16 protein-coding genes are annotated in these 25,925 nt (G+C 73.8%); 7 read left to right on the top strand and 9 right to left on the bottom strand.

The annotated features are described in order from the left end of the window. Positions 1 to 169 precede the first annotated feature (169 nt). Positions 170 to 1,804: a glycosyltransferase family 4 protein gene (locus FRCN3DRAFT_RS0229445; protein WP_007520057.1), complete on the bottom strand. Its 1,635-nt coding sequence runs from the start codon at positions 1,802 to 1,804 to the stop codon at positions 170 to 172. A 278-nt stretch (positions 1,805 to 2,082) separates the two neighbouring features. Between FRCN3DRAFT_RS0229445 and FRCN3DRAFT_RS0229440 the strand changes: the two genes are divergently transcribed. Together FRCN3DRAFT_RS0229440 and FRCN3DRAFT_RS55460 are read left to right on the top strand one after the other, a co-directional pair. Beyond that, positions 2,083 to 3,726 carry a lipopolysaccharide biosynthesis protein gene (locus FRCN3DRAFT_RS0229440; RefSeq protein ID WP_007520059.1) on the top strand — a complete coding sequence of 548 codons (1,644 nt, stop codon included), beginning with the start codon at positions 2,083 to 2,085 and terminating at the stop codon, positions 3,724 to 3,726. Positions 3,727 to 4,259: 533 nt separating this feature from the next. After that, entirely contained in the window at positions 4,260 to 5,471 is a 1,212-nt protein-coding gene (locus FRCN3DRAFT_RS55460; RefSeq protein WP_007520062.1) for a glycosyltransferase, read from the top strand. A gap of 1,381 nt (positions 5,472 to 6,852) precedes the next feature. On the opposite strand, the gene FRCN3DRAFT_RS52025 is transcribed toward FRCN3DRAFT_RS55460, so the two are convergent. Then, complete coding sequence (locus FRCN3DRAFT_RS52025; RefSeq protein WP_083401645.1) at positions 6,853 to 7,638, bottom strand: ABC transporter permease; 786 nt, start codon at positions 7,636 to 7,638, stop codon at positions 6,853 to 6,855. Then, complete coding sequence (locus tag FRCN3DRAFT_RS0229425; RefSeq protein ID WP_007520065.1) at positions 7,639 to 9,036, bottom strand: ABC transporter ATP-binding protein; 1,398 nt, start codon at positions 9,034 to 9,036, stop codon at positions 7,639 to 7,641. 396 nt (positions 9,037 to 9,432) lie between these two features. Between FRCN3DRAFT_RS0229425 and FRCN3DRAFT_RS57245 the strand changes: the two genes are divergently transcribed. The 3 genes from FRCN3DRAFT_RS57245 to FRCN3DRAFT_RS0229410 all read left to right on the top strand — a co-directional run bounded on the left by FRCN3DRAFT_RS57245 (position 9,433) and on the right by FRCN3DRAFT_RS0229410 (position 13,141). Further along, positions 9,433 to 11,247, top strand: a complete 1,815-nt coding sequence (locus FRCN3DRAFT_RS57245) for a PP2C family protein-serine/threonine phosphatase (protein ID WP_051467273.1) — start codon at positions 9,433 to 9,435, stop codon at positions 11,245 to 11,247. A gap of 209 nt (positions 11,248 to 11,456) precedes the next feature. Then, complete coding sequence (locus FRCN3DRAFT_RS0229415) at positions 11,457 to 12,077, top strand: DUF4230 domain-containing protein (protein WP_232794190.1); 621 nt, start codon at positions 11,457 to 11,459, stop codon at positions 12,075 to 12,077. A gap of 158 nt (positions 12,078 to 12,235) precedes the next feature. Continuing rightward, complete coding sequence (locus FRCN3DRAFT_RS0229410; protein WP_007515098.1) at positions 12,236 to 13,141, top strand: crotonase/enoyl-CoA hydratase family protein; 906 nt, start codon at positions 12,236 to 12,238, stop codon at positions 13,139 to 13,141. A 22-nt stretch (positions 13,142 to 13,163) separates the two neighbouring features. On the opposite strand, the gene FRCN3DRAFT_RS0229405 is transcribed toward FRCN3DRAFT_RS0229410, so the two are convergent. Next, complete coding sequence (locus FRCN3DRAFT_RS0229405; RefSeq protein ID WP_007515099.1) at positions 13,164 to 16,076, bottom strand: alpha/beta fold hydrolase; 2,913 nt, start codon at positions 16,074 to 16,076, stop codon at positions 13,164 to 13,166. A 586-nt stretch (positions 16,077 to 16,662) separates the two neighbouring features. Here FRCN3DRAFT_RS0229405 and FRCN3DRAFT_RS0229400 point away from each other — a divergent pair. Continuing rightward, complete coding sequence (locus FRCN3DRAFT_RS0229400) at positions 16,663 to 17,274, top strand: Hsp20/alpha crystallin family protein (protein WP_007515101.1); 612 nt, start codon at positions 16,663 to 16,665, stop codon at positions 17,272 to 17,274. A gap of 107 nt (positions 17,275 to 17,381) precedes the next feature. On the opposite strand, the gene FRCN3DRAFT_RS46905 is transcribed toward FRCN3DRAFT_RS0229400, so the two are convergent. The 3 genes from FRCN3DRAFT_RS46905 to FRCN3DRAFT_RS0229385 form a co-directional block, all read right to left on the bottom strand. Next, complete coding sequence (locus FRCN3DRAFT_RS46905) at positions 17,382 to 18,311, bottom strand: exodeoxyribonuclease III (RefSeq protein WP_007515103.1); 930 nt, start codon at positions 18,309 to 18,311, stop codon at positions 17,382 to 17,384. Between the two features lie 75 nt (positions 18,312 to 18,386). Beyond that, positions 18,387 to 19,568 (bottom strand): ferritin-like domain-containing protein, encoded by a 1,182-nt coding sequence (locus FRCN3DRAFT_RS0229390; protein WP_007515105.1) that lies wholly within the window; start codon positions 19,566 to 19,568, stop codon positions 18,387 to 18,389. Positions 19,569 to 19,852: 284 nt separating this feature from the next. Then, positions 19,853 to 22,576, bottom strand: coding sequence for an ATP-binding cassette domain-containing protein (locus FRCN3DRAFT_RS0229385; protein WP_007515107.1), 2,724 nt, complete (start codon positions 22,574 to 22,576; stop codon positions 19,853 to 19,855). A gap of 451 nt (positions 22,577 to 23,027) precedes the next feature. On the opposite strand from FRCN3DRAFT_RS0229385, the gene FRCN3DRAFT_RS0229380 reads away from it, so the two are divergent. Next, positions 23,028 to 23,507 carry an Hsp20/alpha crystallin family protein gene (locus tag FRCN3DRAFT_RS0229380; RefSeq protein WP_007515108.1) on the top strand — a complete coding sequence of 160 codons (480 nt, stop codon included), beginning with the start codon at positions 23,028 to 23,030 and terminating at the stop codon, positions 23,505 to 23,507. Positions 23,508 to 23,772: 265 nt separating this feature from the next. Here the strand turns inward: FRCN3DRAFT_RS0229380 and FRCN3DRAFT_RS0229375 are convergent, their stop codons facing one another. After that, complete coding sequence (locus FRCN3DRAFT_RS0229375; protein WP_007515109.1) at positions 23,773 to 24,654, bottom strand: TetR/AcrR family transcriptional regulator; 882 nt, start codon at positions 24,652 to 24,654, stop codon at positions 23,773 to 23,775. 95 nt (positions 24,655 to 24,749) lie between these two features. After that, positions 24,750 to 25,916 carry an NAD-dependent epimerase/dehydratase family protein gene (locus tag FRCN3DRAFT_RS46900; RefSeq protein ID WP_007515110.1) on the bottom strand — a complete coding sequence of 389 codons (1,167 nt, stop codon included), beginning with the start codon at positions 25,914 to 25,916 and terminating at the stop codon, positions 24,750 to 24,752. Positions 25,917 to 25,925 lie beyond the last annotated feature (9 nt).

Here is a 25,925-nt window from a genome sequence, read left to right as displayed (position 1 = left end):
GGCTGCCGGTGGCCCGCCGCCGGGGCCGCCGCCGCAGCCGCAGCCATCAGCCATGCCCCAGGAAGCCGGCGGCATCCGCGGCAGCTAGCGCCGCCGGCCTACCAGCCAGCGGCGCCGGCCGACCGGGGCGGGCTGGCGTGACACCGACGGCACCGGCTGAGGCCGTGCCCTAGCCGACGGCCCGCCGGGCGGGTCCAGGCGGCGAGGCGGGTTCCTGGTCGTGCGCGAGCCTCTCGGCGGACAGCGGGACGACGCGGGGGGAGACGGCGTCGTCCCCGTCGGCGTCGCGGGTCCAGGCCCGGCCGGCGGCGACGAGCAGGTCGGTGCCGATGGCGGGGCGCAGCCGCACGGCGTTGCCCGGAACACCGGCCCGGACGAGAGCGGCGCGCGCCTGGGCCGGCGACGCGCCGTAGAGCAGGGCCACCGCGCCGTCCGAGGGTGACGCGGCGTGCTGGCCGGCGCCGTCCGCGAAGATCGTCCGGTAGACGAGATCCGTCCGGCGCAGTCGCGGTGGCGGGTCGTCGCGCCCCAGGGGGAACTGGGCGACAGTGACGGCGTCGTCGGCCCGCCGGCGGTCGCGCCGGCCGGCGCGGGCGAGCTCGGAGTCGAGGACCGACGCGAGGAGCGCGGCGGTCGCCTCCCAGCGGAATCCGGCCGCCCACTGGCGCGCGCCGGCGCGCAGCGCGGCCGCGCGCGCCGGGTCGCGCAGCTCGGTGAGCGCCAGGTCGACGGCCTCGGTGAGCCGGGTGGGTGCATCGACCAGCCAGCCGGTCTCGCCGTCGCGGACCGCGTCGCGCAGACCCGGTACCCGGAAGGCGAGCGCCGGGACGCCGAGCGCGTTCGCCTCCAGCACGGACAGCCCCCAGCCCTCGCCGTGCGACGGGTTGACCGTCAGCCAGGCGCTGGCCAGCAGGGCGTCGCGGGTCGTCGCGTCGGTGTGGCCGTGCCAGCGCAGCACGGCGGCGCTGTCCGGCCCGCCCTGGTCGAGACCGAGCTCGGCGGCGCGTGCGGTCAGCCGCTCCCGGTCGGGGCCGTCGCCGACCAGGTGCACCACCAGGCCGGGATGGCGCGCGGCCAGGGTGGGGACCGCCTCGAGCAGCAGGTGCAACCGCTTGTGCGGGACCAGCCGGCCCACGCAGACGATCGACGGGCTCGGCGACGGGCCGGCGTCGGTGGGGGCGACCGCCGGGGTCACCCCGTTGGGGACGAGGAAGCGCGGCCCGGGCAGGCCCAGCACGGAACGCGCCTCGTCCCGCGTCGACGGGGACACGGCCGCGACCGGGCGGCGCCGGTAGACCCAGCGGCTCCCCGGTGCCTCCAGCAGCTGGCCGACGCGGGCGACCGGGCCGGGGAAGAACAGCGGGAACTGCTTCTGGTGCACGTGGTGGAGCACCTGCACCACCGGGGTCGCCGCGGGCAGCACCAGTGGGCTGAAGAACGGGATCCCGTTCTGGCAGTCGACCACGGCGTCGACACCGCGCGCCGACCTGGCGAGCCGGGCCAGCCGTCCCAGGACGGAGGGGTAGACGCCGAACGCGCCGCCGCCGCGACGGATAACCACCCCGTCCGCGTCGGCGCGGGCGGGCAGCCCCGGCGGCCGGGCCGTCAGCAGCGTGACCTCCACCCCCGCGGCCGCGAACCGCGCGGCCACCGACTGGCAGAACAGCTCCGCGCCGCCCGCCTGGGGATGCTCCAGGTCACGCCAGTTCAGGAAGACCACGTGCCGGCCGGCCAGCCGGCCGACGGCGCGCCGCGCGGCATCGGCGGGCGGCTGCTGGCCGGGCGCGGCGCCGGGGGTGCGCACTGGTGGTCCTCTCCTTCTGCACCAGCCGGTCGTTTCCTCGCCGGCCGGGGTCCGTCACGCCGGTCCGTCACCAGGACCCACGGCCACGCGGACCGCGCCCGACAACCTAGCCCAAGGGGACCCAACTGGCGCGAAGGGCGCCGCCGTCCAGCGCGACGGCGCGCGGGGCCATGACCACGCCCGGGGGGAAGGTGCCCACGGCTCAGTCATACGATTGCGCGGGTCTTGGGCCGACATGGCCGCCCGGAGACCGTGACCCGGCGTAGTGGGAGAGGGCAATGGCGCTCGCGGTTCGGCGGGATCTCGTCGCCGAGCTGTTGCGCGGCCCGGCGGCCCTCGCCGTCGCCGGCGTCCTGATCAACGGTTTCAACCTGATCATGAACCTGGTGCTGGCCCGGGCGCTTGGCCCGGATGGATACGGTTCCTTCGGCGTCCAGACCAACATTTTCATGATTTTGTCGGTTGTCGGCACCGCTGTGCTGACGGCGACCGTGCACCGCGAGTCGGCGCACATCGGTGACACGCGCCGCGAACGGCGCGCCTGGATCCGCCAGTTGCGCAACGTCACCTGGGCCGCGATCCTGGTCGCGTCGGTCGTCTCGCTGGCGCTGTGCAAGCCGGTCGCGGTGATGCTCTCCTACCCCCACCCGCTCGCGATCGCCGAGGCCGCCATCGCCGCCGCGATCTGGGTGGCGCTCTGTGTCGAGCGCGGCCTGCTGCAGGCCAGGGGCAACTATCCGGCGCTGGCGCGCAACCTGGTCTTCGAGTCGGGTTTCCGGATCGCCTGCGTCGTCGCCCTGGTCTCCGCCGGCCTCGGCGTGAACGGCGCGGGTCTCGCTCTCGCCCTGGGCTGCCTGGCCGGCGGCGAGCACGCCCGCCACGCGGTCGCGCGCACGCCGTCGCTCATCCGGCGGTCCTCAGGCGCCCGGCTGAGTGAACGGACCGAGGGCCTCACGCCCACGGCGACGGGGCCGATCCCGATCGTGCCGGTCGCGGCGTCGCCTCGGCGTACCCGGGACAGCCTGATCGCCGAGTCGTCGGTCGCGCTGGCCACGCTGGTGCCGCTCGCGCTGCTGCAGAACATGGACGTCGTCATCGTCGGCTGGCGCAACCCGAGCGGCATCGGCGGCTACGCGGCGATCTCCACGGCCTGCAAGGTGCCGGTGTTCATCGGCCTGGCGGTGGCCAACTTCCTGCTGCCGGAGGCCGCCCGCCGGCGTAAGGAAGGCCTGCCCGCCGGGCGGGCGCTCGCGATGGCGCTGGTGTTCGTGGTGACCCCGGGGCTGTTCCTCGCCGCCGTCGGCGCGGTCGCGGGCCACGAGGTCCTCTCCCTGGTGTTCGGTCCGGAGCTGGCGGTGGCGTCGTCGGCGCTGTGGGTGCTGGCGCTCGCGATGACGTGCCTCGCGGTGACCCTGATGTTCGCCACCTACCTGCTCGGCGCGGGCTACCGGAAGATCGTCTGGGCGCTCACCGCCTGCACCCCGCTGACCGCGGTCGTGCTCACGCTCGCGGGTGGCGCGGTGATGCGGACGGCCGTCGCGGGTCTCGCCTGCCAGGCGTTCACCGCGACCGTCGCCGGTGCGCTCGTGTACCGGCTGCACAGCCACCACCTCGCCGCCGGCCGGACGGTGGACGGCGCCGTGCCCTCGCCGCGCCCCGACACCGTGGTGGCGGCCCCCCCTCGCGGCCCCGCGACCGCGCTGGCCGCCACGGCGGCCGCCGCGCCCCGGCCCGCCAAGGCGTCTCCCTCGGCCCGAGACGGCCTCGCCGAGCCCGAGGAAGGCGAGGAGGCCGAGGAGGCCGGGCCCGACGGATCGACCGTGGCCGCGATCGCCCCCGACGGCGGCTCCGTCGCGGAGGACGGGGGAGCGGACGGCCCGCCGCGGACGCCGGCCCTGGGGCCCGGCAGGCGACGGGCATGATGGGACTCGCGGGCGCCACGGAACGCACGGATGCCGCGGGCGTGGCGGGGGCCACGGCGTGACGGATGCCACGGGCACGGCGACCCCGATGCCACCCGATGCCACGATCGCGTCGGACGTACCGGGCCTGACCGGGGCGAACAAACCATTTGATGCACCAGCGGCACAGACCGGGCATCATCTGACGGGTCAGGACAGCCCTCGCCGAGTGTGACGGTGAGCTGACACAGCCGGACGGCGATCGATGAAGCCCGCGTGACCGGCAGTGGCTGTTCGAGTTCCGCCGTGCCCTGAGCCGTGCCGGCGGTGGTCGCGGCTGGACGCGACCAGTCACGTCGCCCGGGCGGAAGCCTGGCAAGGGTGACGGAATGTCATCGGCCGACAAAACGTGCGCATGCGTACGCAAGTGGCTACAGTGCTGGCACGCTTGACATGTCCTGTAGTAACTGTCTGCTTGTCCGATGGCCGGATGCGGCGCGCGCGACGGCCCCACATGCCCTGTTGTTCACCTGTTGACACGGCGGGGGTTTCTGATGGGCAAAATCCCTTTAAGTGTTGTTATCCCGGCATTCAACGAGGCTCACCGGCTTCCGTCCTCCCTCCCCGTTCTTTCGGATGCCCTGCACGGCCTCGCGCTCCACGACGCCGAGGTGATCGTCGTTGACGACGGCAGCGTCGACGACACCGCCGGGATAGCCACAGAACTACTGCGAGACCTGGCGAAAGGCCGGGTGATCAGCCTGCCGAGCAACAACGGGAAGGGCGCCGCGGTGCGGGCCGGCGTGGCCGCCGCGACGGGTGAGGCGATCGTGTTCATGGACGCCGATCTGGCCTCCGACATCTCCGACCTGCCCGCGCTGCTGGCGGCGCTGGAGGAGGCCGAGGTGGCGCTCGGGTCGCGTCGGCTGGGCCGCGGCGCCGACCGTGCCGTCACCCGCCGGCTCGGCAGCTGGGCGTTCCACGGGATCTCCCGGCGGCTCGTTCCGCTCGGCCTGGCCGACACCCAGTGCGGCTTCAAGGCGTTCCGGCGGGCAGAGGCGAAGATCCTCTTCGGCCAGTCCCAGGTCACCGGCTTCGCCTTCGACGTCGAGGTGCTCGCCATCGCGCGGTCGCTGGACTACCGGATAGCGGAGGTCCCGGTTCGCTGGATCGAGAAGCCGGAAGGGACGTTCAGCGCCGCGCGGCACACCCCGGCGATGCTCGTCGATCTGCTCAAGGCTCGCCGCCACATCACCCGGGCCAGCCAGCGGGCGCGGGTCGCCAGGTTCAGGCCCGCCGGCCCGGCGGCTGACGACGGCGGGTGGTGCGGCCTCGGGTTGGGCGCCCGCGGCGGACCGGACCCGGCCGCCCTCGGCGCGATCGCCCGGCCAGCCGCGGCCCCGTCGGCGGCCGCGGCGGAGCAGAGACCCTGCGGCCTGGCCCCACCCGGCTCGACACCACCGGCTCCGTCGACGTCACCGGCGTGGCTGCTGGCTGGGGCGAGGTCCGTTCTTCCCTGCTCGCCCACCCCGTCGTCGCATCCGGCGAGGCCTCGGCGCATTGGCCGGGCACCGGCGGCGCCGCCCGGGCCGCCCGGCCCGGCCTCGCCGGTGCCGGCACCGACGTCGCCGGACATGTCGGCGTCACCGGCTCCGCCGCCGCCACCGGCATCCGCGCCGCCGCAGAGCTGGCTGCGGGCCGGCGCGAGGTCCGCGCTGCCGCGCTCGCCACGGATGCGACCAGCCAGCTCGGCCGGGCGTCGATGACGCCGGGCCGAGCCGCGGCGCGGTGCCACCGATGGCCCTGAACGCGGTGGTCCGACGGGAGCTCGTCGTCGAACTGCTGCGCGGTCCGATGGCGCTGGCGGCGGCCGCGGCCGGGGTGAACCTCCTCAACCTCGTCATGAACCTCGTGCTGGCCAGGGTCCTGGACGCGGACGGTTACGGCGCCGTCGTCGAGCAGACGAACATCTTCATGGTCCTGTCGGTCGTCGGCACCGCCGTCCTGATCGCGGTCGTGCACCGCGACCTCGCCGCGCGGGACGAGGAGACCGACGCGCGGCGGGGCTGGGCCCGGCGCCTGCGCGGTCTGGTCCTGCTCGCCACCCTGGCCACCGCGCTGGTCGCGTTCGCGCTGTGCGGGCCGGTGGCGACGCTGTTGTCCTACCCGCACCCGGTCGCGATCGCCGAGGCGGCGCTCGCCGCCGCGGTGTGGGTAAGCCTGTGCGTCGAGCGCGGGCTGCTCCAGGCCCGGCGCGACTACCCGGCACTGGCGGCCAACCTGTTCCTCGAGACCTTCCTGCGGGTCACCTGCATCATCGTCCTGGCCTGCGCGGGGCTCGGCGTGGACGGGGTCGGGCTCGGGCTCGTGCTCGGCGTCGCCGTCGGGGCCGTGCTCGCCCGTCGGGCGGTGGCGGGCACCTCTCGACCGGCCTGGCTGCCGGCGTCCGGCGGGCTGGCGGGCGGCGAGACCACCCGGGCGGTGCCGTCGGCCGCGCGCGCCCGCGGCCAAGGCGTCCACCGGCGGACCCGGGACGGCCTGGCCGTCGACACCTCGACGGCGCTGGCCACGCTGGTGCCCCTCGCGTTGCTGCAGAACATGGACGTGGTCATCGTCGGCTGGCGCAACCCGGACGCGGTGGCCGGCTACGCGGCGATCTCCACCGCCTGCAAGGTGCCGGTGTTCATGGGACTGGCGGTGGCGAACTACCTGCTCGCGGAGGCGGCGCTGCGGCGCCGGGACGGCCGGCCCGCGGGCCAGGCGCTGGCGATGGCGCTGGGCGTCGTCGTCACGCCGGGGCTGCTGCTCGCGGCGGTCGGCGCGGTCGCGGGCCACCAGCTCCTCGCGCTGGTGTTCGGACCGAGGCTGACGGCGGCCGCGGACGGGCTGTGGGTGCTCGCGCTCGCGATGACCTGCCTGTCCGTCACGCTGCTGTTCGCGTCGTTCCTGCTGGGCGCGCGCTCCCGGCAGATTGTCTGGGTGCTCGCGGGCTGCGCGCCGCTGACCGCCGTGGTCCTCGCCCTGGCCGACGGCCTGGTCATGCGTACGGCGCTCGCCGGTCTCGGGTGCCAGGCGTTCACCGCCGCCGTCGCCGGGACGCTGATCCTGCGCCAGCGCGCGCCGCGGCCAGCCGGCTGGGCCGCGCGGTCAGGAGGTCATGTCGCGGTAGCGGAAGAGGAGGGCGGTGACGAGCGCGGCCACGAGGCCGTAGAGCAGGATGCGCAGGCCGGCGTCGGCGTACGTGGTCGAGTAGCCGTGGCCGCCGTTGGCGATGTCCTGCAGGAGCTGGCCGGGCAGCCAGTGGCCGGCGGTCCCCCAGATGCCGGTGATGATGATCTCCACTGGCAGCACGTACGCGAGGCCGACCGAGATCGCCGCGGCTGGAGACCTGAACACGATCGCCATCAACGCACCGAGTACCCCGTACCCCCAGGCGTTGAGCAGGTTGTTCGCGATCCCCTTGCCGAGCTCGCGCACCCCCGCCGCCGACGTCCACGCGTCCGTCGACACTCCCTTGATCGGCGCGAGGACGAACGACAGCGCGACGCTGACGGCCGCCGCCGCGAGCACCACCAGCGCGATGAACGACGCGAGCGCCAGGCACTTGCCCGCGAGCAGCTGTAACCGGTGTGGCTGGGCCGTGAGCTGGTTGCGCAGGGTGCCGCGGCTGTAGTCGCCCGCGAGCGCCGCGGCGACCACGCACAGCCCGACGACGCCGAGCAGGATGCTGATCGAGCTCAGGCCCTCGACAATGCCGCTGGGCCGGGACAGGGCGGCGGTGTGCAGGTAGTCGCCGTAGAAATCGCGCCCGCCGGTGGCCATGAAGGTCAGCACGGCGCCGAGGGCTGCGACGGCCGCCGTCGCGCTGAACGTGCCGACGACGAACCGCCGACGTCGCAGCGGGAACCATTCGGCGAGGAATGCCCTGACCATCTATCGACCTCCCCGGTGCCGGCTCGACCCGGCCCGAAGGACCGGGGATGAGCGTGTACGGCCGGTGTCGGCCGGATGGCCGGGCTCGGCCGGGTAGACCGCCGACGCGGCGGCGTCGTCCGCGCCGGTCTCGGCCGTCGGCGCCGCGACGCCGTGGCCCCTGACCGGCTGGGCGCCGGGCATCGTGTCGCCGGACAGGGCGTCGCCGTCGTCGCCGTCGCCGTCGGACCCGTCGGACCCGCCGGTGGCACGCAGGAAGGTCTCCTCCAGGCTCGGCCGGTGGGCGCGCAGGCCGCGCAGCGCGATGCCAGCCCGCATCGCGGCCCGGTTCAGGTCGGCGGCCATCCGCTCCGGCGCGTGCGCGACGACGACGACACGCTGGTCGCATGAGCGCGGCGCGACCGTCGGCGGCCCGTCGAGGCGGATCTCCGCCCGAACACCGTCCTCTGCGAGCACGGTGAGCAGCCGGCGCGCGTCGGCGCCGCGCTCGGGGGCCAGCAGGATCCGCGCTTCCCCGGCAGCCAGCAGCTCGCTGGTGCGGCCCTGGAACAGCAGCCGCCCGCCGCGGATCATCACCACGTGGTCGCAGATCTGCTCGATCTCGGCGAGCAGGTGACTGGAGACGAACACGGTCATCCCGTCGTCGACGAGCTCGCGCAGCAGCGCGCGGATCTCCAGGATGCCTGCCGGGTCCAGCCCGTTCGTCGGTTCGTCGAGGATCAGCAGCTCCGGCATCGGCAGCAGCGCGGCGGCGATGCCGAGCCGCTGCTTCATGCCGAGCGAGTAGCTGGCGAACGGGTCGCCGGCGCGGCCCGTGAGCCGGACCATTCGCAGTACCTCGTAGATCCGGCGGTTGTCGACGCCGCGCAGCACCGCCAGCTGCCGCAGGTTCTCCCGGCCCGACAGCCCCGGGTGGAAGGTCGGTCCCTCGATCATCGCGCCGACGTGGCTGAGGTAGCGCTCGGGATGGCTCACCGGTTCCCCGAGCACGTAGCCGACCCCCTCGGTCGGGCGGATCAGCCCGAGCAGCATCCGCAGCGTCGTCGACTTGCCCGCGCCGTTGGGCCCGACGAACCCGGACAGCGCGCCGACCGGGACGTCGAGGTCCAGGTGGTCCACGGAACGGCGGCCGTCGTGCAGCTTGGTGAGCCCGCGGGTCCAGATGGCCGCGTCCGGGCGCCGGCCGAGGCTGGCGTACGGGTCGCGGTGGGGGTCGCGGTGCGGCAGGTGCGGGTGGGGGAGATGCGGGTGGGGCAGATGGGTGTGCCCGAGCAGCGGGTGCGGCAGCCGCAGGTTGGGCAGGTTCGGGAACACCGACGAGCTCGGCTCCCTGACCTGCGCGGGGCCGGCGTCGCCGCGCCGACGCCGGCTCGCCCGTCCCCGCTCGCCCGACGTCATCCGGTTGTTCCTCCCGCGAGGCCGATCTCGACTGTGCGCGCTAGGTATCCATCGGATAACGGTGCGTGCGTCCTAGCGCAGGCCTACCCGCTCTGGTGTTGGCCCTACCGGATGCGCACCCCGGCTCCGGTGTCGGCTCGGGCTTCGGCCCAAGGCCACGTGGCAGCTCGGCGGCCACCGCCGCACGTCGAGACGGGCGCATACCACGTGGTGACCGCGCGTCACCAGTGCCGACCGGCCGTGTCCGCTTCCAAGCCGCTGGGCGACAATGGCCCACAATGTGTAGTCCGGAGGGAGGCACTCCGGTTCCGTGCGCGGGGGCGGGGTTGGGTCAGGCGGGGTCGGGTCAGAGGAGCGCCGGCATGACGCCGGCGCCGTGGATGCCAGGGAGTGATCGTGGGCGGATCGGCGGGGGTGCGCCACGGCGTCCGCGTGCTGGTCGGGCTCGCCGTCGTCGCCATCGTCGCGACGATGGTCCTCGCCGTCTACTCGTCGGTCCGGGCGAACGACGCCGCGGCGGAGCGCGCGAACCGGCTCGACCCGGCCGCGACCGTCACCGCCCAGCTCTACACCGCGTTCGTCGACCAGCGCAGCGCGCTGCGCGGCTACCTCATCTCAGACGGCGCGAACGACAAGCTGCTCGACCCCTTTCGCGACGCCGAGCGGAACATCCCCGTCCTGACCGCGAGTCTGCGTGACCTGGTCACCGACTTCCCCGACCTGCTCACCCGGGTCGACGCGCTGAGCCGCACCTACCAGACCTGGCGGACCGGCGTCGTCCGCTCGGAGCTCGACGAGGCGGCCGGCGGCAACGCCCTGGCCGCGCAGCTCCTCGAGATCAGCGACGAGAGCCTGCTGCGTTTCCGCGACCTGCGCTCGGCCACCGAGGGCCTCACGAAGGCGATCGCGGACGAGCAGTCCGCGGCGACCGGCCGGGTGAAGAACTCGGCGGACCTGCTGCTGACCTCTGTCGGCACCATCGTCGCCGTGCTGCTGGCGATGTCGCTGCTGATGCTCGTCCTGTCCCGGCGCTGGCTCATCGTCCCGATCAACGAGCTGCGCCGGGCGGTGAACGCCGTCGCCGCCGGTCGCCACGACACCACGATCCCCGCCGTCGGCCCGCGCGAGATCGTCGACCTCGCCGGCAACGTCGAGACGATGCGCGCCCAGCTGGTGAGCCTGGTCCGCCAGAACGAGCGTTCCTGGGAGGCGCTCGCCCAGGAGGGCCCGGCGGTGCTGGCGCTGCGGGACGCGCTGACCCCGTCGTCGCTGCGCGACACGGCGGGGCTGGAGCTGCTCGGCCGGGTCGACCCGGCGGAGGGCGCGCTCGCGGGCGACTGGTTCGACGCCATCGAGATGCCCGATGGCCGGGTCGCGATCGTCGTCGGCGACGTCGCCGGGCACGGCGCGGCCTCCGGCGTCTTCGCGCTGCGGCTCAAGCAGTTGCTCACGGCGTCGCTGTCGCGTGGCTCCGAGCCCGCGACGGCGGTGCAGTGGGTGGTCGAGGCGCTCGGCGACACCGACGAGACGTTCGCGACCGTGCTGATCGCGGTCGTCGACCCGTGGGACGGCGAGATCATCTACGCCAATGCCGGCCACCCGGACGCGCTCGTGCTGCGCGCGGCCAGGCCCGCCGCGGCCGGCGCGGGCGCCCGGACGCGTGCCCGCGCCGCCGCCGGCTATCGCCCCGGCTACGGCGGCGGGCGCGGCGAGCCCGGCGGCCGCGGCGACTTCGACGAGCTCGAGGACCTTGACGACCTCGACGAGCTTGGTGACGGGGACGGCCTCGGTGACGTCAACGACCTCGTCGGGCTCGACCGCCTCGATGATCTCGACGATCCGGAGGGCCTGGACCGGCTGGCCGGGCTGGGCCTGGTGGAGCCGCTGGCATCCACCGGGCCGCTGATGTCCAGCCTGGTCGCCGAGCCGGGAGCCTGGCGCACCGGCCGGCTTCGCCTGGGCCACGGCGACGTGCTGTTCGTCTACACCGACGGCCTCGTCGAGGCGCGCGACGACGGCGGCCGGCTGTTCGGCCGCCACCGGCTCGTCGGCGAGCTGGTCCGCGTCTCCGGACGCTCACCCGACCGGCTGCTCGACGACGTGTTCGCCGCCGTGCGCGACCACGCTCCCGGTCGCCCCAGCGACGACCGCACCGCCATCGCGCTCTCGCTGAGCCCGAGCGTGCCGGGAGCCCGCCGCGCTCGGGCCTAGCCCTCTGGCCTCGTTATTTGTCCTGTGGGCGACGAACCTGCGTGATGGCAGTGTTTTTGGGTAGATCCCTAGCCATGAGCGACGAGTCCGGTCGGTCGACCTCGCAATCGACCGACACCCTGCCTCCCACCACCCCCGACGGAGCCGCCGCGTCCCGCCGCGGTGGCCGGAGCGCATGGCCGCCTTCCCTCGGCGGCCTACTCAAGATCGTGACGTTGCTGGTCGCGCTGGTGGTCCTCGCCAGCGTGGTCAGCTTCGTCGCCGGCTGGCCGTCGTTGCTTCACAACCCCTTCAGCGAGAAGAAGGTCGACCGCAGTTCGCCGCCGGTGCTGCGCTCGCTGGAGAACCTCAGTGACTACCACGCGGCGAGCGCCCACATGGAGGTGGTCGTCGACGTCGAGGACGACACGAAGTGGATCCCGTCCTCGCTCAAGGGCGAGCGGGTGCTCTTCGTCGGCGTCGGCACCGTCGACTCGGTGGTCAACTTCGCCGGCCTCGACAGCAAGCGGGTCACGGTCGACGAGGCGACCAAGTCCGTGACGATCAGGCTGCCCGCGCCGACGATCGGCAAGGCGACCCTCGATCCCAAGAAGAGCTACGTCGTCGCCCGCCAGCGCGGCGCGCTCGACCGGATCGGGGGCCTGTTCGGCGGCCAGAGCACCGACCAGGACCTCTACGTCCGGGCGACCGAGCAGATGCAGGCCGCCGCGGCCAGTGACGGCCAGGTGATCGCGCTGGGCAAGCAGAACACGACGGCGATGCTGAAGGGCCTGCTCGGCGCCCTGGGCTACACCAACGTCACCGTCACCTACGAGGAGGACAAGAAGTGAGGTAGGGCGGGACACTCCGCCTCGACGAGGGCCCGGGCGCGCGCTGCGCGCCCGGGCCCGTGCGCGTCAGGCGCCGGATGTGCGACGGTAGGCGGCGGGCCGGGGACTGCCAGGACACTCCCGGGGCACAGACACCCCCGGCCAGCGGAGGCGCCGCGATGACGACGACGGACCACGGCGAGGCCGGCGGCCAGGCGGACCCGGCGGCCCAGCTGGCCGACTACGGGTACGCGCCGGGTCTGAAGGCGCTGCGGGTCGAGCGCCGCGGCGACGGCGGCCGGGTCGTCCAGGTGACGATGCTCGGGCCGGGCAAGGGCAACGCGATGGGCCCGGACTTCTTCCGCGAGCTCCCCGAGGTCTTCGCGGCGCTGGACGGCGACGACTCGGTGCGCGCCATCGTGATCGCCGGCTCCGGCGCGCACTTCTGCTACGGCCTGGACCTGACCGCGATGCTCGGTGGGCTCACCGCTGGGGGCGCGGACGATGGCGGCCTCGCCGGGGCTCGCACGGCGATGCTCACGAAGGTCCGCTCCCTGCAGCGGGCTCTGGACGCGGTGGCGGGGTGCCGCAAGCCGGTCGCCGCGGCCATCAGCGGCTGGTGCATCGGCGGTGGCGTGGACCTCGCCGCCGCCTGCGACGTCCGCTACGCGAGCGCCGACGCCCGGTTCAGCGTCCGGGAGGTGAAGGTGGCGATCGTCGCCGACCTCGGCAGCCTGCAGCGGCTCCCGGCGATCATCGGTGACGGCCACCTGCGCGAGCTCGCGCTCACCGGCAAGGACATCGACGCCGCGCGCGCCGAGAGGATCGGCCTCGTCAACGACGTCGTGGCCGACCAGGCGGCGGCGCTCGCCGCCGCGCACGCCTTCGCCGACGAGGCCGCCGCCAACCCGCCGCTCGTCGTGCAGGGCGTCAAGGAGATCCTGGACGTCGCCCGCGGCCCGGCGGTGGCCGCGGGGCTGCGCTACGTCGCGGCCTGGAACGCCGCCTTCCTGCCGTCCCACGACCTGAACGAGGCCGTCACCGCCTTCGTCGAGCGCCGCCCGCCCCGCTACCAGGGCCGCTGACCCCGCCGGAGGCGGTCGAAGGTCAACGGGCGGCGCGGCCGTCGGGCGCGGCGGCGCGGGCGGCGAGGACCTCGTCCATCCCGGCGCGGATGCCCTCGGCGATCTGGCGGATGTGCGGCTCCCGCAGCACCGAGAAGTGCTCCGTCGAGACGTCGTGGTAGGTGTGGTCGCCGGTCAGGTAGCGCGACCAGGCCTGCGGCTCGTCGGGATTGCCCATCGCCCGGTAGACGACCGTCCGCCCCGGCCACGGCCGGGGCCGGTAGAACCGCTCCAGCATCCGGGAGTAGTTGAAGAACGCCTCGAACTCGTCGAGCCCCGGTAGCACGAGCAGGCCGGTGAGCGGCAGCTGGGCGATGCGGCGCAGGGTCTCCTTGTTGAGCAGGTTGCGCCGCTGCTCCGGCAGCAGCACCCGGCCCAGCGAACGCAGCCTCGGGCGCACCCGTGTCCGGCGCTGGTACTCCCGGGCGACCCCGAGGCCCACGCCACCGGTGCCGTCCCGGCCGCCGACGGGGGCCGCGGTCGGGTCGGCGGGTCGTTCCTCGCTGCCCCAGGCCAACCGCAGCGAGGCTGGCAGGTAGGTGTCGACCAGCACCAGCAGCGCGACCTCCTCGCCCGCCGCATCGAGCTGGTGGGCCATCTCCAGGGCGATCAGGCCGCCCATCGAGTGCCCGGCGAGGAAGTACGGCCCGTACGGCTGGATCACCCGCAGCAGCTGCAGGTGGCGGCGGGCCGCGCGTTCGACCGTCCAGTCCGGCAGGCCGCGCTGCTCCAGCCCGCGCGCCTGGAAGCCGAAGACCGGCTGGTCCTCCCCGAGCCGGCGCGACAGCGAGACGAACCCCAGCGCGAGGCCCGCCGCGCCCGCGACGCAGAACAGCGGCGGGCGCGAGCCGTGGGCACGCAGCGGCACGATCGTCGGGTGCGCGGGCCCCGACCGGTCCGCGACCGACACCTTCCGGGCGAACTCGGCGAGCGTCGGCGCGTCGATCACCGCCGTGGCTGGCAGGTGGACGCCCAGCTCCTCGCGGACCAGCGCCCGCAGCTCCTCCGCCGCCAGCGAGTCGCCGCCGAGCTCGAGGAAGTCGTCGTCGACGCCGACCTCCTCGAGCTCGAGGACCCGGGTCCACAGGTCGGCGAGCAGCACCTCCCACTGGGTACGCGGCACGCCGGAGCGGGCCGGCGCCGCGAGCGGTGCCGGCAGCGCGGCCCGGTCGACCTTGCCGCGCTCGGTGCGCGGCAGCGCGGGCAGCGTCATGATCGTCGCCGGGACCATGTAGCTCGGCAGCTTCGCGCGCAGCAGCCGGCGGATCGTCGCCGCCGCCAGGGTCGCGTTGCCCGAACGGGGGACGACGTAGGCGACCAGCCGGTTCGGCTCCGGCGGGTTGCGCACCGCGACGACCACCGCCTCGCTGATGTCCGGGAGGGACAGCAGCGCCGACTCGATCTCGCTCGGCTCCACCAGGTAGCCGCGAACCTTCACCGCGGCGTCGCCCCGGCCGAGCAGGACGAGCCGGCCGTCGGGCTCGAACCGGCCGAGATCGCCGGTGGGGCAGCGCAGCCGGCCGTCGGGCAGCTCGGTGAACTTGCCGGCCGTCAGTTCCGGCGCCTTCCAGTAGCCGGCGGACAGGTAGTGCGAGGTCACGACGACGTTGCCGGTCTGGCCCGTCGGCAGCGGCGTGCCGTCCTCGCGCTCGATCGTCACGTCCTTGCCGGCGGCCGGCCAGCCGGTGGGGATCGTGCCGTCGGGGATCTGGTCGCCCGGGGCGATCTGGAAGAACGCGAGCGAGGCCACCTCGGACGAGCCCGACCAGTTGGTGTACGTGGCGGTCGGCGGCAGGTGCGGGCGCAGCGCCGCGATGTCGCCGCCGTACACCGCCTCGCCGCAGGTCGTCGCGAGCCGCAGGTCGGGAAGGACGTCTCCGGGCACGAGCGCGCCGACGAACGAGCGCAGCAGCGACGGGGTGGTGTGCAGGGTGGTGAGCCGGTTCGTGGTGACCCACTCGGGCAGGTCGCGGATGCCCAGCGACCGCGGGTCGTAGGCGTAGACGCCGACACCGTTCAGCAGCGCGAACCCGACGACCGTCAGGCCCGCGGCGAACGAGTACGGCAACACCAGCGCGGACCGGTCGCCGGGGGCGAAGCCGAGCGCGAGCATGCCCGCGTAGCAGTCGTTGACGAAGGTGCCGTTCGTCCAGACGACGCCCTTCGGCTCGCCGGTGGAGCCGGAGGTGAACACGATGCAGGCGACGGCGTCGGCCCCGCCCAGGTCGCCGGGGAACGGCGCGCCGTCGGGGCCGAGCATGCCGGCGGTGGTGGCCGCGTCGGGGTGGCGCTCGGCGTCCGCGACGTCGACGACGCGGACGGTGGTGCCGGGCTCGTCGACGACCGGGCGGGTGGAGGCGTCGACCAGGCAGCCGACGGCGCCGGACTGGCGCAGGATCTGCCCGATCCGCGCCGTCGGGAGCATCGTGTCGAGCAGAACCGCCGGGCGGCCGGTGCGCAGCGCGGCGAGCAGACCGACCAGGCCGGCCGCGCTGTGCGGGAGCAGCGTGGCGACCGGCTCGTCGCCGGTACCCAGCTCGGCGAGCAGCAGCGCGGCGAGCTGGTCGGCGCGGGCGTCGGCCTCGGCGAAGGTGAGCGACTGGCCGGGGGAGACGAGGGCCGGTGTGTCCGGCAGCATGCGGGCGACCGCGCGGAACCGCGCGGAGATCGAGCTCTCCAGGTCCGCCGGCTCCAACGGACGGAAGGGCACCGCGCCGGGTGCGGCGACCGTACGTCCCCCGGCCGTGCCTTTCCCGGTCACCACCGGCGCCAGCGACCGGGCCGTGGTCTCCAGCGTGGTCCTGGCCGCTGGCCGTGCGCGTGACCCGGTGCGTGGTGTGCTCCGCGGTGTGGCGTCGTCCCAGTCCGCCGCAGCCCCCGCCGCCGACGTCGTCATTGCCGCACCGTCCCGTGATGGTCGATCGTTTGTCTGATCTGTACCGACCCGCGCGAACCCGACACCTACGTCACTGTTGCGCGGCCCGTTCACGTGTGCCCCCCGTTCCTGCCTCACGTTATATGTCCGCGATTTTCCTACCGTCCAAATAATGCGCCGCCGCCGGGTGGGCTGCTGAAGAGCAATTGACTTGGCAATTGACATGTTGTGCACTGATTGTTTCGACGTCGACTTATGGGAGTCGTTGGTGGGCTCGCGGTCGGCCACCGGTTGCGCGTTATGTGTCCGCGCCGTTTCCCGCGCCGTTTCCTGGTCGTCGGCCGCGGTGGTGTCCGCGATCTCTCATCCGGGCTGGGGCTGGGGCCGGGGAGGGGGGTCGAAGTGGGGCCGGGTCCCAGTGGTCGGACGGCGGCTGACGGCTGCGGTCGCCGACGCCGATCGCGGCCGGGAGTGGTCGCGACGTCGACCCGCGAACCTGCCGAGGGCGCGGAATCGTCATGACTCGAGGTTCGTTCGGAAGGATGAGTCGGGTAGACTCAACAAGCATGAGCCCGGGATCGCCGGGCACCGGAAAGGGGCGATCTTGATGAGTGCCTACCTGTGGGACCCGTTCGCCGTGCTGGGGCGGCTCGACCGTGAGTTCGAGGGCGTCGTCCGTGCCTCGTTCGGCCCGTGGGACCGCGCGCGGGCGCCGCGCGCGACCGCGGCGCTGGCCCGGCCGGCGTCGGGTGACGGGGCGGCGCCCGCCCGTTCGGCGAGGTTCGGCGACGTGATGCCGTCGGCGGACGTGGTGACCGACGGCGACGACGTGGTGGTCAACGTCGAGCTGCCGGGGGTGGACGTCGAGAAGGACGTGACGGTCGAGATCGACCGCGGCCGGCTGGTCGTGCGCGGCGAGCGCGGCGACTCGTCCGAGACGAGCGAGGGCGGCCGGATCCGCCGCGAGCGCTGGCGCGGTTCGTTCCGCCGCGAGTTCTCACTGCCGGAGAGCGCGGCGGCGAGCAGGGTCTCGGCCACCTACGACAGGGGCGTGCTGTCGATCCGGCTGCCAGGTGCCGCCGCGAGGCCGGTCAGCACCCGTATCCCGGTGACCGCCGCGGCCGCGTCGTCCGCCGAGCTCCCCGTCGCCGGCGCGGCCGAGGGCGGGCCGGCGCAGGCCGGGGCCGACGGGGCCGCGAGCGCCCAGCACGCCGCCTGACGGCGGAGTGGGCGAGCGGACCCGCCTGTGCCAGGGGTGTTGGCTATCCGGTAGCTACCGGATAGCCAACACCTGGCACGTCCGGCGCTGGCCGCCGCCTCACCGCGTTACTCGGCCGACGCCGGCGGCTTCGGAGTGGACGTGCGGCGGATCGTGGCGGCGGCGCGGCCGCGCTGCGCTGAGCCTCCGCGGCCGGACGAGCTCCTGGCGGACGGCGGTGGGACCATGGGGCCGACGTCACCGTCCGGGGCGGTGTCCAGGTCGACGACGACCGGGGCGTGGTCGGAGGTGCCGGTGCCCTTGCGGGCCGCCCGGTCGACCCAGACGGCGGCGACCCGCCCCGCGACGTCGGCGCTCGCCAGTGTCAGGTCGATGCGCATGCCCATGTTCTTCGGGAAGCACAGCGCCCGGTAGTCCCAGTAGGTGTAGACGACGTCGTCTGGCCAGCGGGCGCGCAGCACGTCGACCAGGCCCACCTCGGTCACCGCGTGCAGCGCGGCTCGCTCCGGGGCGGTGACGTGGGTGGCGCCGACGAAGTCGGCCGGATCCCAGACGTCCGCGTCGGTGGGGGCGATGTTGAAGTCGCCGCAGGCCAGGATCGGCTGCCGCGGCGCCACCTCGGCGAGCAGGCCGCGCAGCGCGGCGAGCCACTCGAGCTTGTAGGCGTAGTGCGGATCCTCGGGAGTGCGGCCATTGGGCACGTAGAGCGACCAGATCCGGATGCCGCCGCAGGTGGCGGCGATGGCCCGCGGCTCGGGCGCGCCCGCGGGGAAGCCCGGGTCGCCGGGAAGGCCGCGCTCGACGTCGTCGAGGCCCTGCCGGGACAGCAGCGCCACCCCGTTCCACCGGCCGTCGCCGTGATGCGCGTAGCGGTAGCCCCGGCGGAACAGGTCCTCGTCGAAGGCCTCGGCGAACGACTGGTCGTCGAGCTTGGTCTCCTGCAGGCACACCACGTCGGGCTGGGCGCGGTCGAGCCACTCGATCAGCCGTGCCTGCCGGGCCTTGGCCGAGTTGATGTTCCACGTCGCGATCCGCACATCGAAGACGTTAGTACCCCGGTCCGACAGGGCGGTGATCCTCCCGTCCCTGTTCCGCCCCGGCCGGCCGGTGGGCTAGGGCGCCGTGCCCCCGGGTACGGCCGGCAGCGCGTCGGCGACCTCGGCCGGAGAGGCCGTGCCCGCCGCGGTGGCGATGGTGGCGGCGACCTCGGCGCGGCGGCCGGCGAGCTCGGACCGCTCGCGCGCGGCCGCACGCCGGCGCTCGTCGTCGACGTCCTCGGCGACGCGCTCGTCCGCGGCCATCAGCGCGCCGAGGTCGACGTTCGCCATCTCCAGGACGCCGAGCTTCGCGTAGGCGTCGCGAATCGTCGGGCCCCAGAGGCCGATGTCCTTCATGCAGGGCACGATCCGGCTGAACAGCAGCGTCTGGAACGTCCGGTAGTAGTCCGACTTCTTGACCAGCTCGGTGCTCTCGGCGAGGTCCAGCCCGATGTTCTCCCAGACCTCGGAGCCGTTGAGCCGCTCGTACATCAGGAAGCAGCCCTCGGCGGCGAACTCCTCCCGCTCGGCGCGCTCGGCGTCGGTGAGCTCCTTGTAGTAGTCACGCAGCGCGAGCCGGCCGAACGCGACGTGGCGGGCCTCGTCCTGCATGACGTACGCCAGGATCTGTTTGGGCAGCGGGAGCGGCGTCATGTCGCGCAGCAGGCCGAACGCGGCCAGTGCCAGCCCCTCGATGAGCACCTGCATGCCGAGGTAGGGGATGTCCCAGCGGCTGTCGGACAGGGTCTGGTCGAGCAGCAGCCTCAGGTGCTCGTTGATCGGATAGATCAGGCTGAGCTTCTCGTGCAGGAACCGGGAGTAGACCTCGACGTGCCGGGACTCGTCGATGGTCTGCGTCGTCGCGTAGAACTTCGCGTCCATGTCCGGCACCGACTCGACGATCCGGGCGCTGCAGATCATCGCTCCCTGCTCGCCGTGCAGGAACTGGCTGAACTGCCAGGAAGCCAGGTGGTGGCGCAGTTCGTCCCGGTTCGCGTCCGACATCTTGTCCCACGCCGGGGTGCCGTAGATCGCGATCGTCTCATTGGGCAGGCCGAGCGGCCGACCGTACGGCACCTGGAGCGACCAGTCGATCCGGGTGCCGGCGTCCCACTGCTTGTCCTTGCCCTTCTGGTAGAGGGCGAGTAACCGCTCGCGCCCCTCGTCGTACTCCCAGCTGAACCGGGCCGCCCCGGCGGACGGGACGTCCCAGGTCGTGCGCTCGACGGGTTCGACGTACCGCGGGTAGGTGGACATGAGGTTCGGCCCCCTCTCCCAACCCACCGGCGCCGCCCCCGCGCGGGCGGCGCGCGGGCGGTGGGCGGAGGGCGGATCGGTCTGGTTCGGCCGCGCGGGTGTGGTCGCGGCCGGTCTGGTCGCGCTGGCAGGTGGTCGGCCCTGGTGTCGGCCTCCGGCGGCCAAGGACGGTCAGGCAGTCAGCCCCACGATCGTGCCAAACCAGGCGCCTGCGCACACCCCCTGGCCGGACATGGGTGTGGCCCGCCGCGACGCGGCGGGCCACGGACGGCCGTCAGCTCGGATCAGCGGCCGGGGGAGCCCCAGGAGCCGGGAGCGGGCGGGGGCTGGGCGCCGGGCTGGGGTGACCACGGGGCGCCGCCGGCCGGCGGGTAGCCCGCGGGGGCAGGGTAGCCGGCGGGCCCGCCCGGTGCCGCCGCGCCGGCGGGGCCGTAGGCGGCGACGGCGTTCGCGGCGACGCCGGCGGCTGCCGGGCGGCCGACCTTCGGTTCGATGCGGCGCAGCATGACCGACGTCAGGTAGAGCAGGACGACGCCGATCGCCAGGGTCACGGCGATGTCGAGCACCCAGGTGGGCGCGTTGTGGTCCCAGAGCGTGTCGCGGGGCGCGGTGCCGATCCGCTCGTCGCCGAGCTTGCCGGCGTTGTTGAGATCATCGGTGGCGGCGAGGGCGGCGAAGGCCCAGCGCGCCGGGGCGAGCCAGCTGACCTGCTGCAACCCGAGCCCGTCGGACACGGTGATCAGGCCGCCGGAGAGCACCAGCTGCGCCATGGTGATCAGCACCAGGAACGGCATCGTCTTGTCGGCGTTGTCGACCAGCGTCGAGACGAGCAGGCCGATCATCATCGACACGAGCGCGGCGGCGACGATCGCGATGAGGCACTCCAGCAGCGGCGAACCGACCACCACCGCCTCTTCTGGCGTGCGCCCGACCAGGCCGATCAGCGTGAAGATGATGCACTGCAGCGTCGTGATGCCGGTCAGGATGACGATCTTCGAGCCGAGGTAGGCCGATCTGGACAGGCCTATGGTGCGTTCTCGGCGATAGATGTCTCGTTCCTTGACGATCTCGCGTACCGAGTTGGCCATGCCCATGAAACAGGCACACAGGATGAGCACGACGAGTACCTTCGTCGCGTCCCCGTTCGGCCGGCCGTTCGCCAGCACCCCCAGCCCGTCCGGCGCCGGAATCACCCGCGGGATGATTCCCAGGAAGACGGGGAAGGCGGCGATCAGGCGCAGGTACGACCTGTCCGCGAGGATGACCTTCAGGTAGCGGCGGGTCAGCGTCGACAGCTGCTTGGCCACCGGCTGCTGGCGGATGCTCGGCAGCGCCGGCGGCGCGGTCCGCACGGACGGCGCGACCATGGCCGATGGCACGTAGTGCTCGGAGGCGCGGAACCGGGCGCCCATCTCCTCGCCCGGCGTGTTCTCCAGCTCGCGGAAGACGTCGACGAAGTCCTTGAAGTCCCGCTTGCCGAAGTAGCCCAACGCCCCTTCCGGCGGGCCGAAGTAGGAGATGTAGCCGCCTGGGGCCAGCACCAGGACGTAGTCGCAGCGGTCGAGGAACAGCACGCTGTGGGTGACGACGATGACGGTGCGGCCCTGCTCGTCGGCGGAACCCGCGCCGCCGCCCTTGGCCAGCGCCCGCAGCGTGTCCATCACCGCCTGGTCGTTGGCGGGGTCGAGGCCCGAGGTCGGCTCGTCGAGGAACAGCAGCGACGGCCGGGTCAGCAGCTCCAGCGCGACGCTGGTGCGCTTCTTCTGGCCACCGGACAGGCGCGAGACCGGCGTGTCGGAGTGCTGGGTGAGACCCAGCTCGCCGATCACCTCCTGGACGCGCGAGCGCCGCTCGTCCTTGGTGGTGTCCGCGGGGAAGCGCAGCTCGGCGCCGTACTCCAGCGCCTGGCGGACGGTCAGCTGGGCGTGCAGCGGGTCGGCCTGCGGCACGTAGCCGATCCGGCGGCGCAGCTCGTCGTACTCGTCGTACAGGTCGCGGCCCGCGTAGCGGACGGTGCCGGCGTCGGCCGGGCGGAAACCGGTGAGCGCATTGAGCAGCGTCGACTTGCCGGCGCCCGACGGGCCGACGACGCCGAGCAGCGAGCGGGCCGGCAGCCGGAACGTCATGTCGTGCATCAGCTGCTTCGTGCCAGCCCAGACGTTGAGGCTCTGCGCCTCGAACGCGACGTCGCCCGAGTCGCGGTACTCGACGAGGGTCGCCCCGTCGAGCTGGTACAGGTGGTGGCCGATCGCGATCACGTCGCGCTGCCCGACGGGGGCGCGCTGCACGCGCTGGCCGTTGACGAACGTGCCGTTCGCCGACTCGAGGTCGACGACCTCGGCGCCGCCGCCGGGGTGCAGGAACAGGTCGGCGTGGTGACGGGAGGCGAGCAGGTCCGGAACCGACACGTCGTTGTCGCGGGACCGGCCGAGCCGGATCCGGCCGCCGGAGATCGGGTGCACCTTGCGCGCGGCCGGCACCGACGGGTTCGCGGTGGTCGCGGGGTCGATCGTGCCGGTCCGCCCCCCGGGCACCGACTGGCCGGCCAGGGCGGGCAAGAGATGTGGGGTGGGCGGTATCTCGGGACTGGGTTGAGCCGGCGGACCGGGCTGGGCCGGCGGACCGGGCTGGGCCGCGGGCGGGCGTGGGGCCCGCGCCGGCGGGGTCGCCGGTCTCGGGGCGGCCGACGCCGCGGGCGCGCCGGCGGCCGGGACGGCGGTGATCACGACCTCCGGGCCGTCCACCCCGCCAAGGCGGATGCTCGCCACCTCGCCGAGCCGGAGCTCCAGCTCGGTGACGCGTCGGCCATCCTGCCAGATCCCGTTGGCGCTGTTGTCGGCGACCCGCCAGCCGGACGCCGACGGTGTGAGCAGCACGTGCTGGCGCGACACCTGACTGTTGCTGATCACGACGGTCGAGGACCGAGCCCTGCCGATCACCGCGGGTTCCGGACCGGTAAGCAGCGCCTCCCCAGCCGATGTCGTCACCCGAAGCGCGGTGCTGACCACCCCGTCCCCCTCCGCTTTACTGCTCGTCACTGCTCGTCCGCACCTGGGTACGGCGGTGCCGATGCCTGGCCGCGCGACGATCGCGCCGCCGAAGCACCGCGCCATCGCCGGCCCGGCCATCGCCCACGGGTCGAGGCGCGCGAATCTGGCCCACGCGTTTCGACCCGCCGTTTGGCAAACACGCTAGTGCGCCCAGGTACCGCGCGGAACGGGCGGGTCCTTACAGCCGTGTCGAATTTCCGACCGCACATGTCTCGAAACGCAGTGGGTAGGCAAGGCATTACGGGCGGGTACCTCGGGCGGGCCGGAGGCCTGACCGCGGCCCGCGGCCGACGGCGCGGCGGGCCGCGTAGCCCGGTCGGTGGGTCCGCGGCGCGTTCCCTCGTCCTACACCGGTCACACCATCGGGCCGGCGATCCACCTGCTCGATGACGAAATCCAAGGAGGAGCAATGGCACTTCCTACGCGTGGCGGCGACGTCCGCCCGATGCTGGCGAGGTGGGATCCGTTCCGGGAGATCGAGGACGCCTGGGCGAAGATGGGCAGCCTGCTCGGCGACGTGGTCACGGGCGGGGCTCCGGAGGGCCGCACCTTCGGCACCCTGGCCAACATGATCACACCGGTCGACATCGAGGAGACCGATGACGAGCTCATCGTCGAGATCGATGTGCCCGGCGTTCCCCGGAGGGACGTCACCATCGATCTGCAGGACAACGAGCTGATCGTCACTGGCGAGATCAAGGAACGAGAGCGCACCGGCAAGCTGCGCCGCCAGACCCGCCGCACCGGTCTGTTCGAGCACCGCATCGCGCTGCCGGGCGACGTCGATCCCGACTCGGTCCGCGCCTCACTGTGTGACGGTGTCCTGACCATCCGCTGCGCGAAGCAGCGCGCCACCCACCCTCGTCGTATCGAAATCGAAGCCGCCTGAACCCGATCGGCGGAAAGCGGGAAAGTCCGAACCGTATGGGGCATGGGGCGCCCCGCTCTCCCGGCACCGAGGCGGGAAATCGTCGATGAGCCGGAAACGCCCGGGCGGCCGGACGAACGGCGGGTGGGCCGGCCGGCCGACTGAGCCAAGAGGCCGTGAAACGGGCGAATCGGATAATCGGGTGAAAAGCTGCGGGCAATACGGATCGTTGGAGGTTGGTCGCCCTGGCGGCGGCGGGCTGGTCGGCGAACGCCGACGGGCGGCGCTAGATCACCCGGGGGACCTTCGGGCCGGTGACGCCCCAGAAGACGAGGCGGATCATCGCCTGGCGCAGGTCGGCGACGTGGATGTCCCAGGCCTCGAAGCCGGGCTGGTGCGCGGCGACGTGCGCGAGCATCGAGACGAGCGCGCCGGCCATCGCCATCGGCTCGACCTCGGCGGTGCGCCCGGCGCGGGTCTGCGCCTCCTCGACCACGCCGGCGAGCGACCTCGTGATCGCGTTGAGCATGCGCACCCGGGCGCGGCGGAACCGCTGGTCGCCCTCCTCGGTGAGCAGGTCGACGACCCGCAGCACCGGCTGGTGCGCCTGCCAGAACGACAGGAACCCGTCGACCAGCGACTCGGCGCCGTGCCAGCCGGCCGCGCCCCGCCACGGCCGGGCGCCGACGAGGTCCGACAGCTCGGAGCCCTGGTCGGCGACCTGCTCGGCGAGCGCGAGCATCGCCGTCTCCATGTCGACGAAGTACTGGTAGAAGGTCGCGGGTGAGGTGCCCGCCTCGCGCGCGACGTCGGTGACCGTCAGCTCCCGGTACGGGGTGGTCTCCAGCATCGCGGCGGCGCAGTCCAGCAGACGGGCCCTGGTCGCGAGGCCCCGGCGGCCCGGCACCCGGCCGTCCGCCGCCCGTGGCGCAGCGGCCGCTGACCTGGCGTCGGCCGAGCTGGCGTCGTCGCCCGAGCTGGCGTCGCCGGCCGAGCTGGCGCCGGTCTCGGCGTCCGCGATGGGCGTCGCGCCCGCCTCGCCGTCGGCCACCGGGCCGTCGCCGGCGTCGACCGTGAGCCGGGCGCTCGCGGCGCGGCCACGGCCGCGGCTCTGGCGGCTGGCGGCCTTGGCGGTCTTGTCGAGGGCAGGGGCGTCGGCTGGGGACACCTGGTAAGCGTAAGGCGACGACCCGACGGGGCGTCAGAAGCGGGCCATGTGACCATGTTCACCGAACATCGTCACGTCGCGCGCCTGACGCTTGGTCAGGTCAGCTGACCTCGCCGCCGTCTCCCGCGGTCCTCCTCCCTCGAAGCCGGGCGCGGCTGGGCCTGGGCCTGGGCGGTGGCGTCGGCGTCGGCGCGGAGCAGGTGCGGGTGGCGGGCGGCGACCATGGCGCGCACGCCGTCGCGCCATGGGACCTTCGCCCGGCCGACCCGCTCGTGCAGCGTCGCCAGGTCCATGACCACGCTGCCCAGAGTGGCCTTCGTGTACTCGAACGTCGCCGGGACGCCGGTGAGCGCCGTGAGCTCGGCGCACCACTCCTGGACGGCGACCGTCTCGGGCCCGGCCCAGTTGAGCACCGTCGCCGGCACGTCCGCCACGGCCAGCAGCCCGGGAATCATGGCGGCGGTGTCGTCGTCGTGCAGCAGCTGGTACCGGGTGGGGGTCGCGGCCGCCTCGCTCTCGCCATAGACGGGCACCGCCATCCCGGCGATCATCATCTGCAGGTGGTAGTCGGGCAAACCACCGGCCGCGGAGCCGTAGGGGACGTTCAGCCGCGCGATCGTCGTTGGCAGGCTGAAACGGCGGGCCGCGTACCTCGCCGCGCTCTCGGCGGCGATTTTGCAGACGCTGTAGGTGTGCAGGAACGGCCACACGGCGTGGCTGTCGCCGAACGGGTGGTCCTCCGCCAGCACCCCCTCGTGGTCGGGTGCGTAGACGGCACCGGAGCTGCAGTGCAGGAACGCCCGCGCGATCCCGGCGTAGCGTTCGGCCAGCGCCAGCGTCCCGCCGACGTTGCCGTCCAGGTCGACGTTCCAGCGGTTGCTCTTGACGACGCCGAAGTGCAGCACGTACTCGACCCGCTCCGGCAGCCCGGACAGGTCACCGGTGACGAGGTCGGCGGGGACGCAGCGCACCCCGGCCGCGGTCAGCTGCTCGCGCAGCGCCGCGTCCTTGAACCGGGCCGCGCCGTAGACGGTGTTGTTCCGCGCGAGCGCGGTCGCGAGCGGGCGGGCGACCTGACCGGTCACGCCGGTGACGATGATCGTCCGGTCGGTCAGGTCCACCAGTTCGACCCGGCGAGACGGGCCCGCCGCGCCCTTCGTCGCCTCGGGATACGCGTCCGCGTCGCCGGCGCCCACGCCCGTGGCGCCCGCGAGCTGGTCGTAGCCCGTGCCCCCGGCGGGGGCCTGCGCGGTGTCGGACATCGCGTGCGC

Origin of the sequence: Pseudofrankia saprophytica, assembly GCF_000235425.2 — a bacterium.
In the GTDB taxonomy this organism is placed as follows: Bacteria; Actinomycetota; Actinomycetes; order Frankiales; family Frankiaceae; genus Pseudofrankia; species Pseudofrankia saprophytica.
Note: the sequence above shows the minus strand (reverse complement) of the source record. Positions and strands in the feature narration are given on the sequence as shown.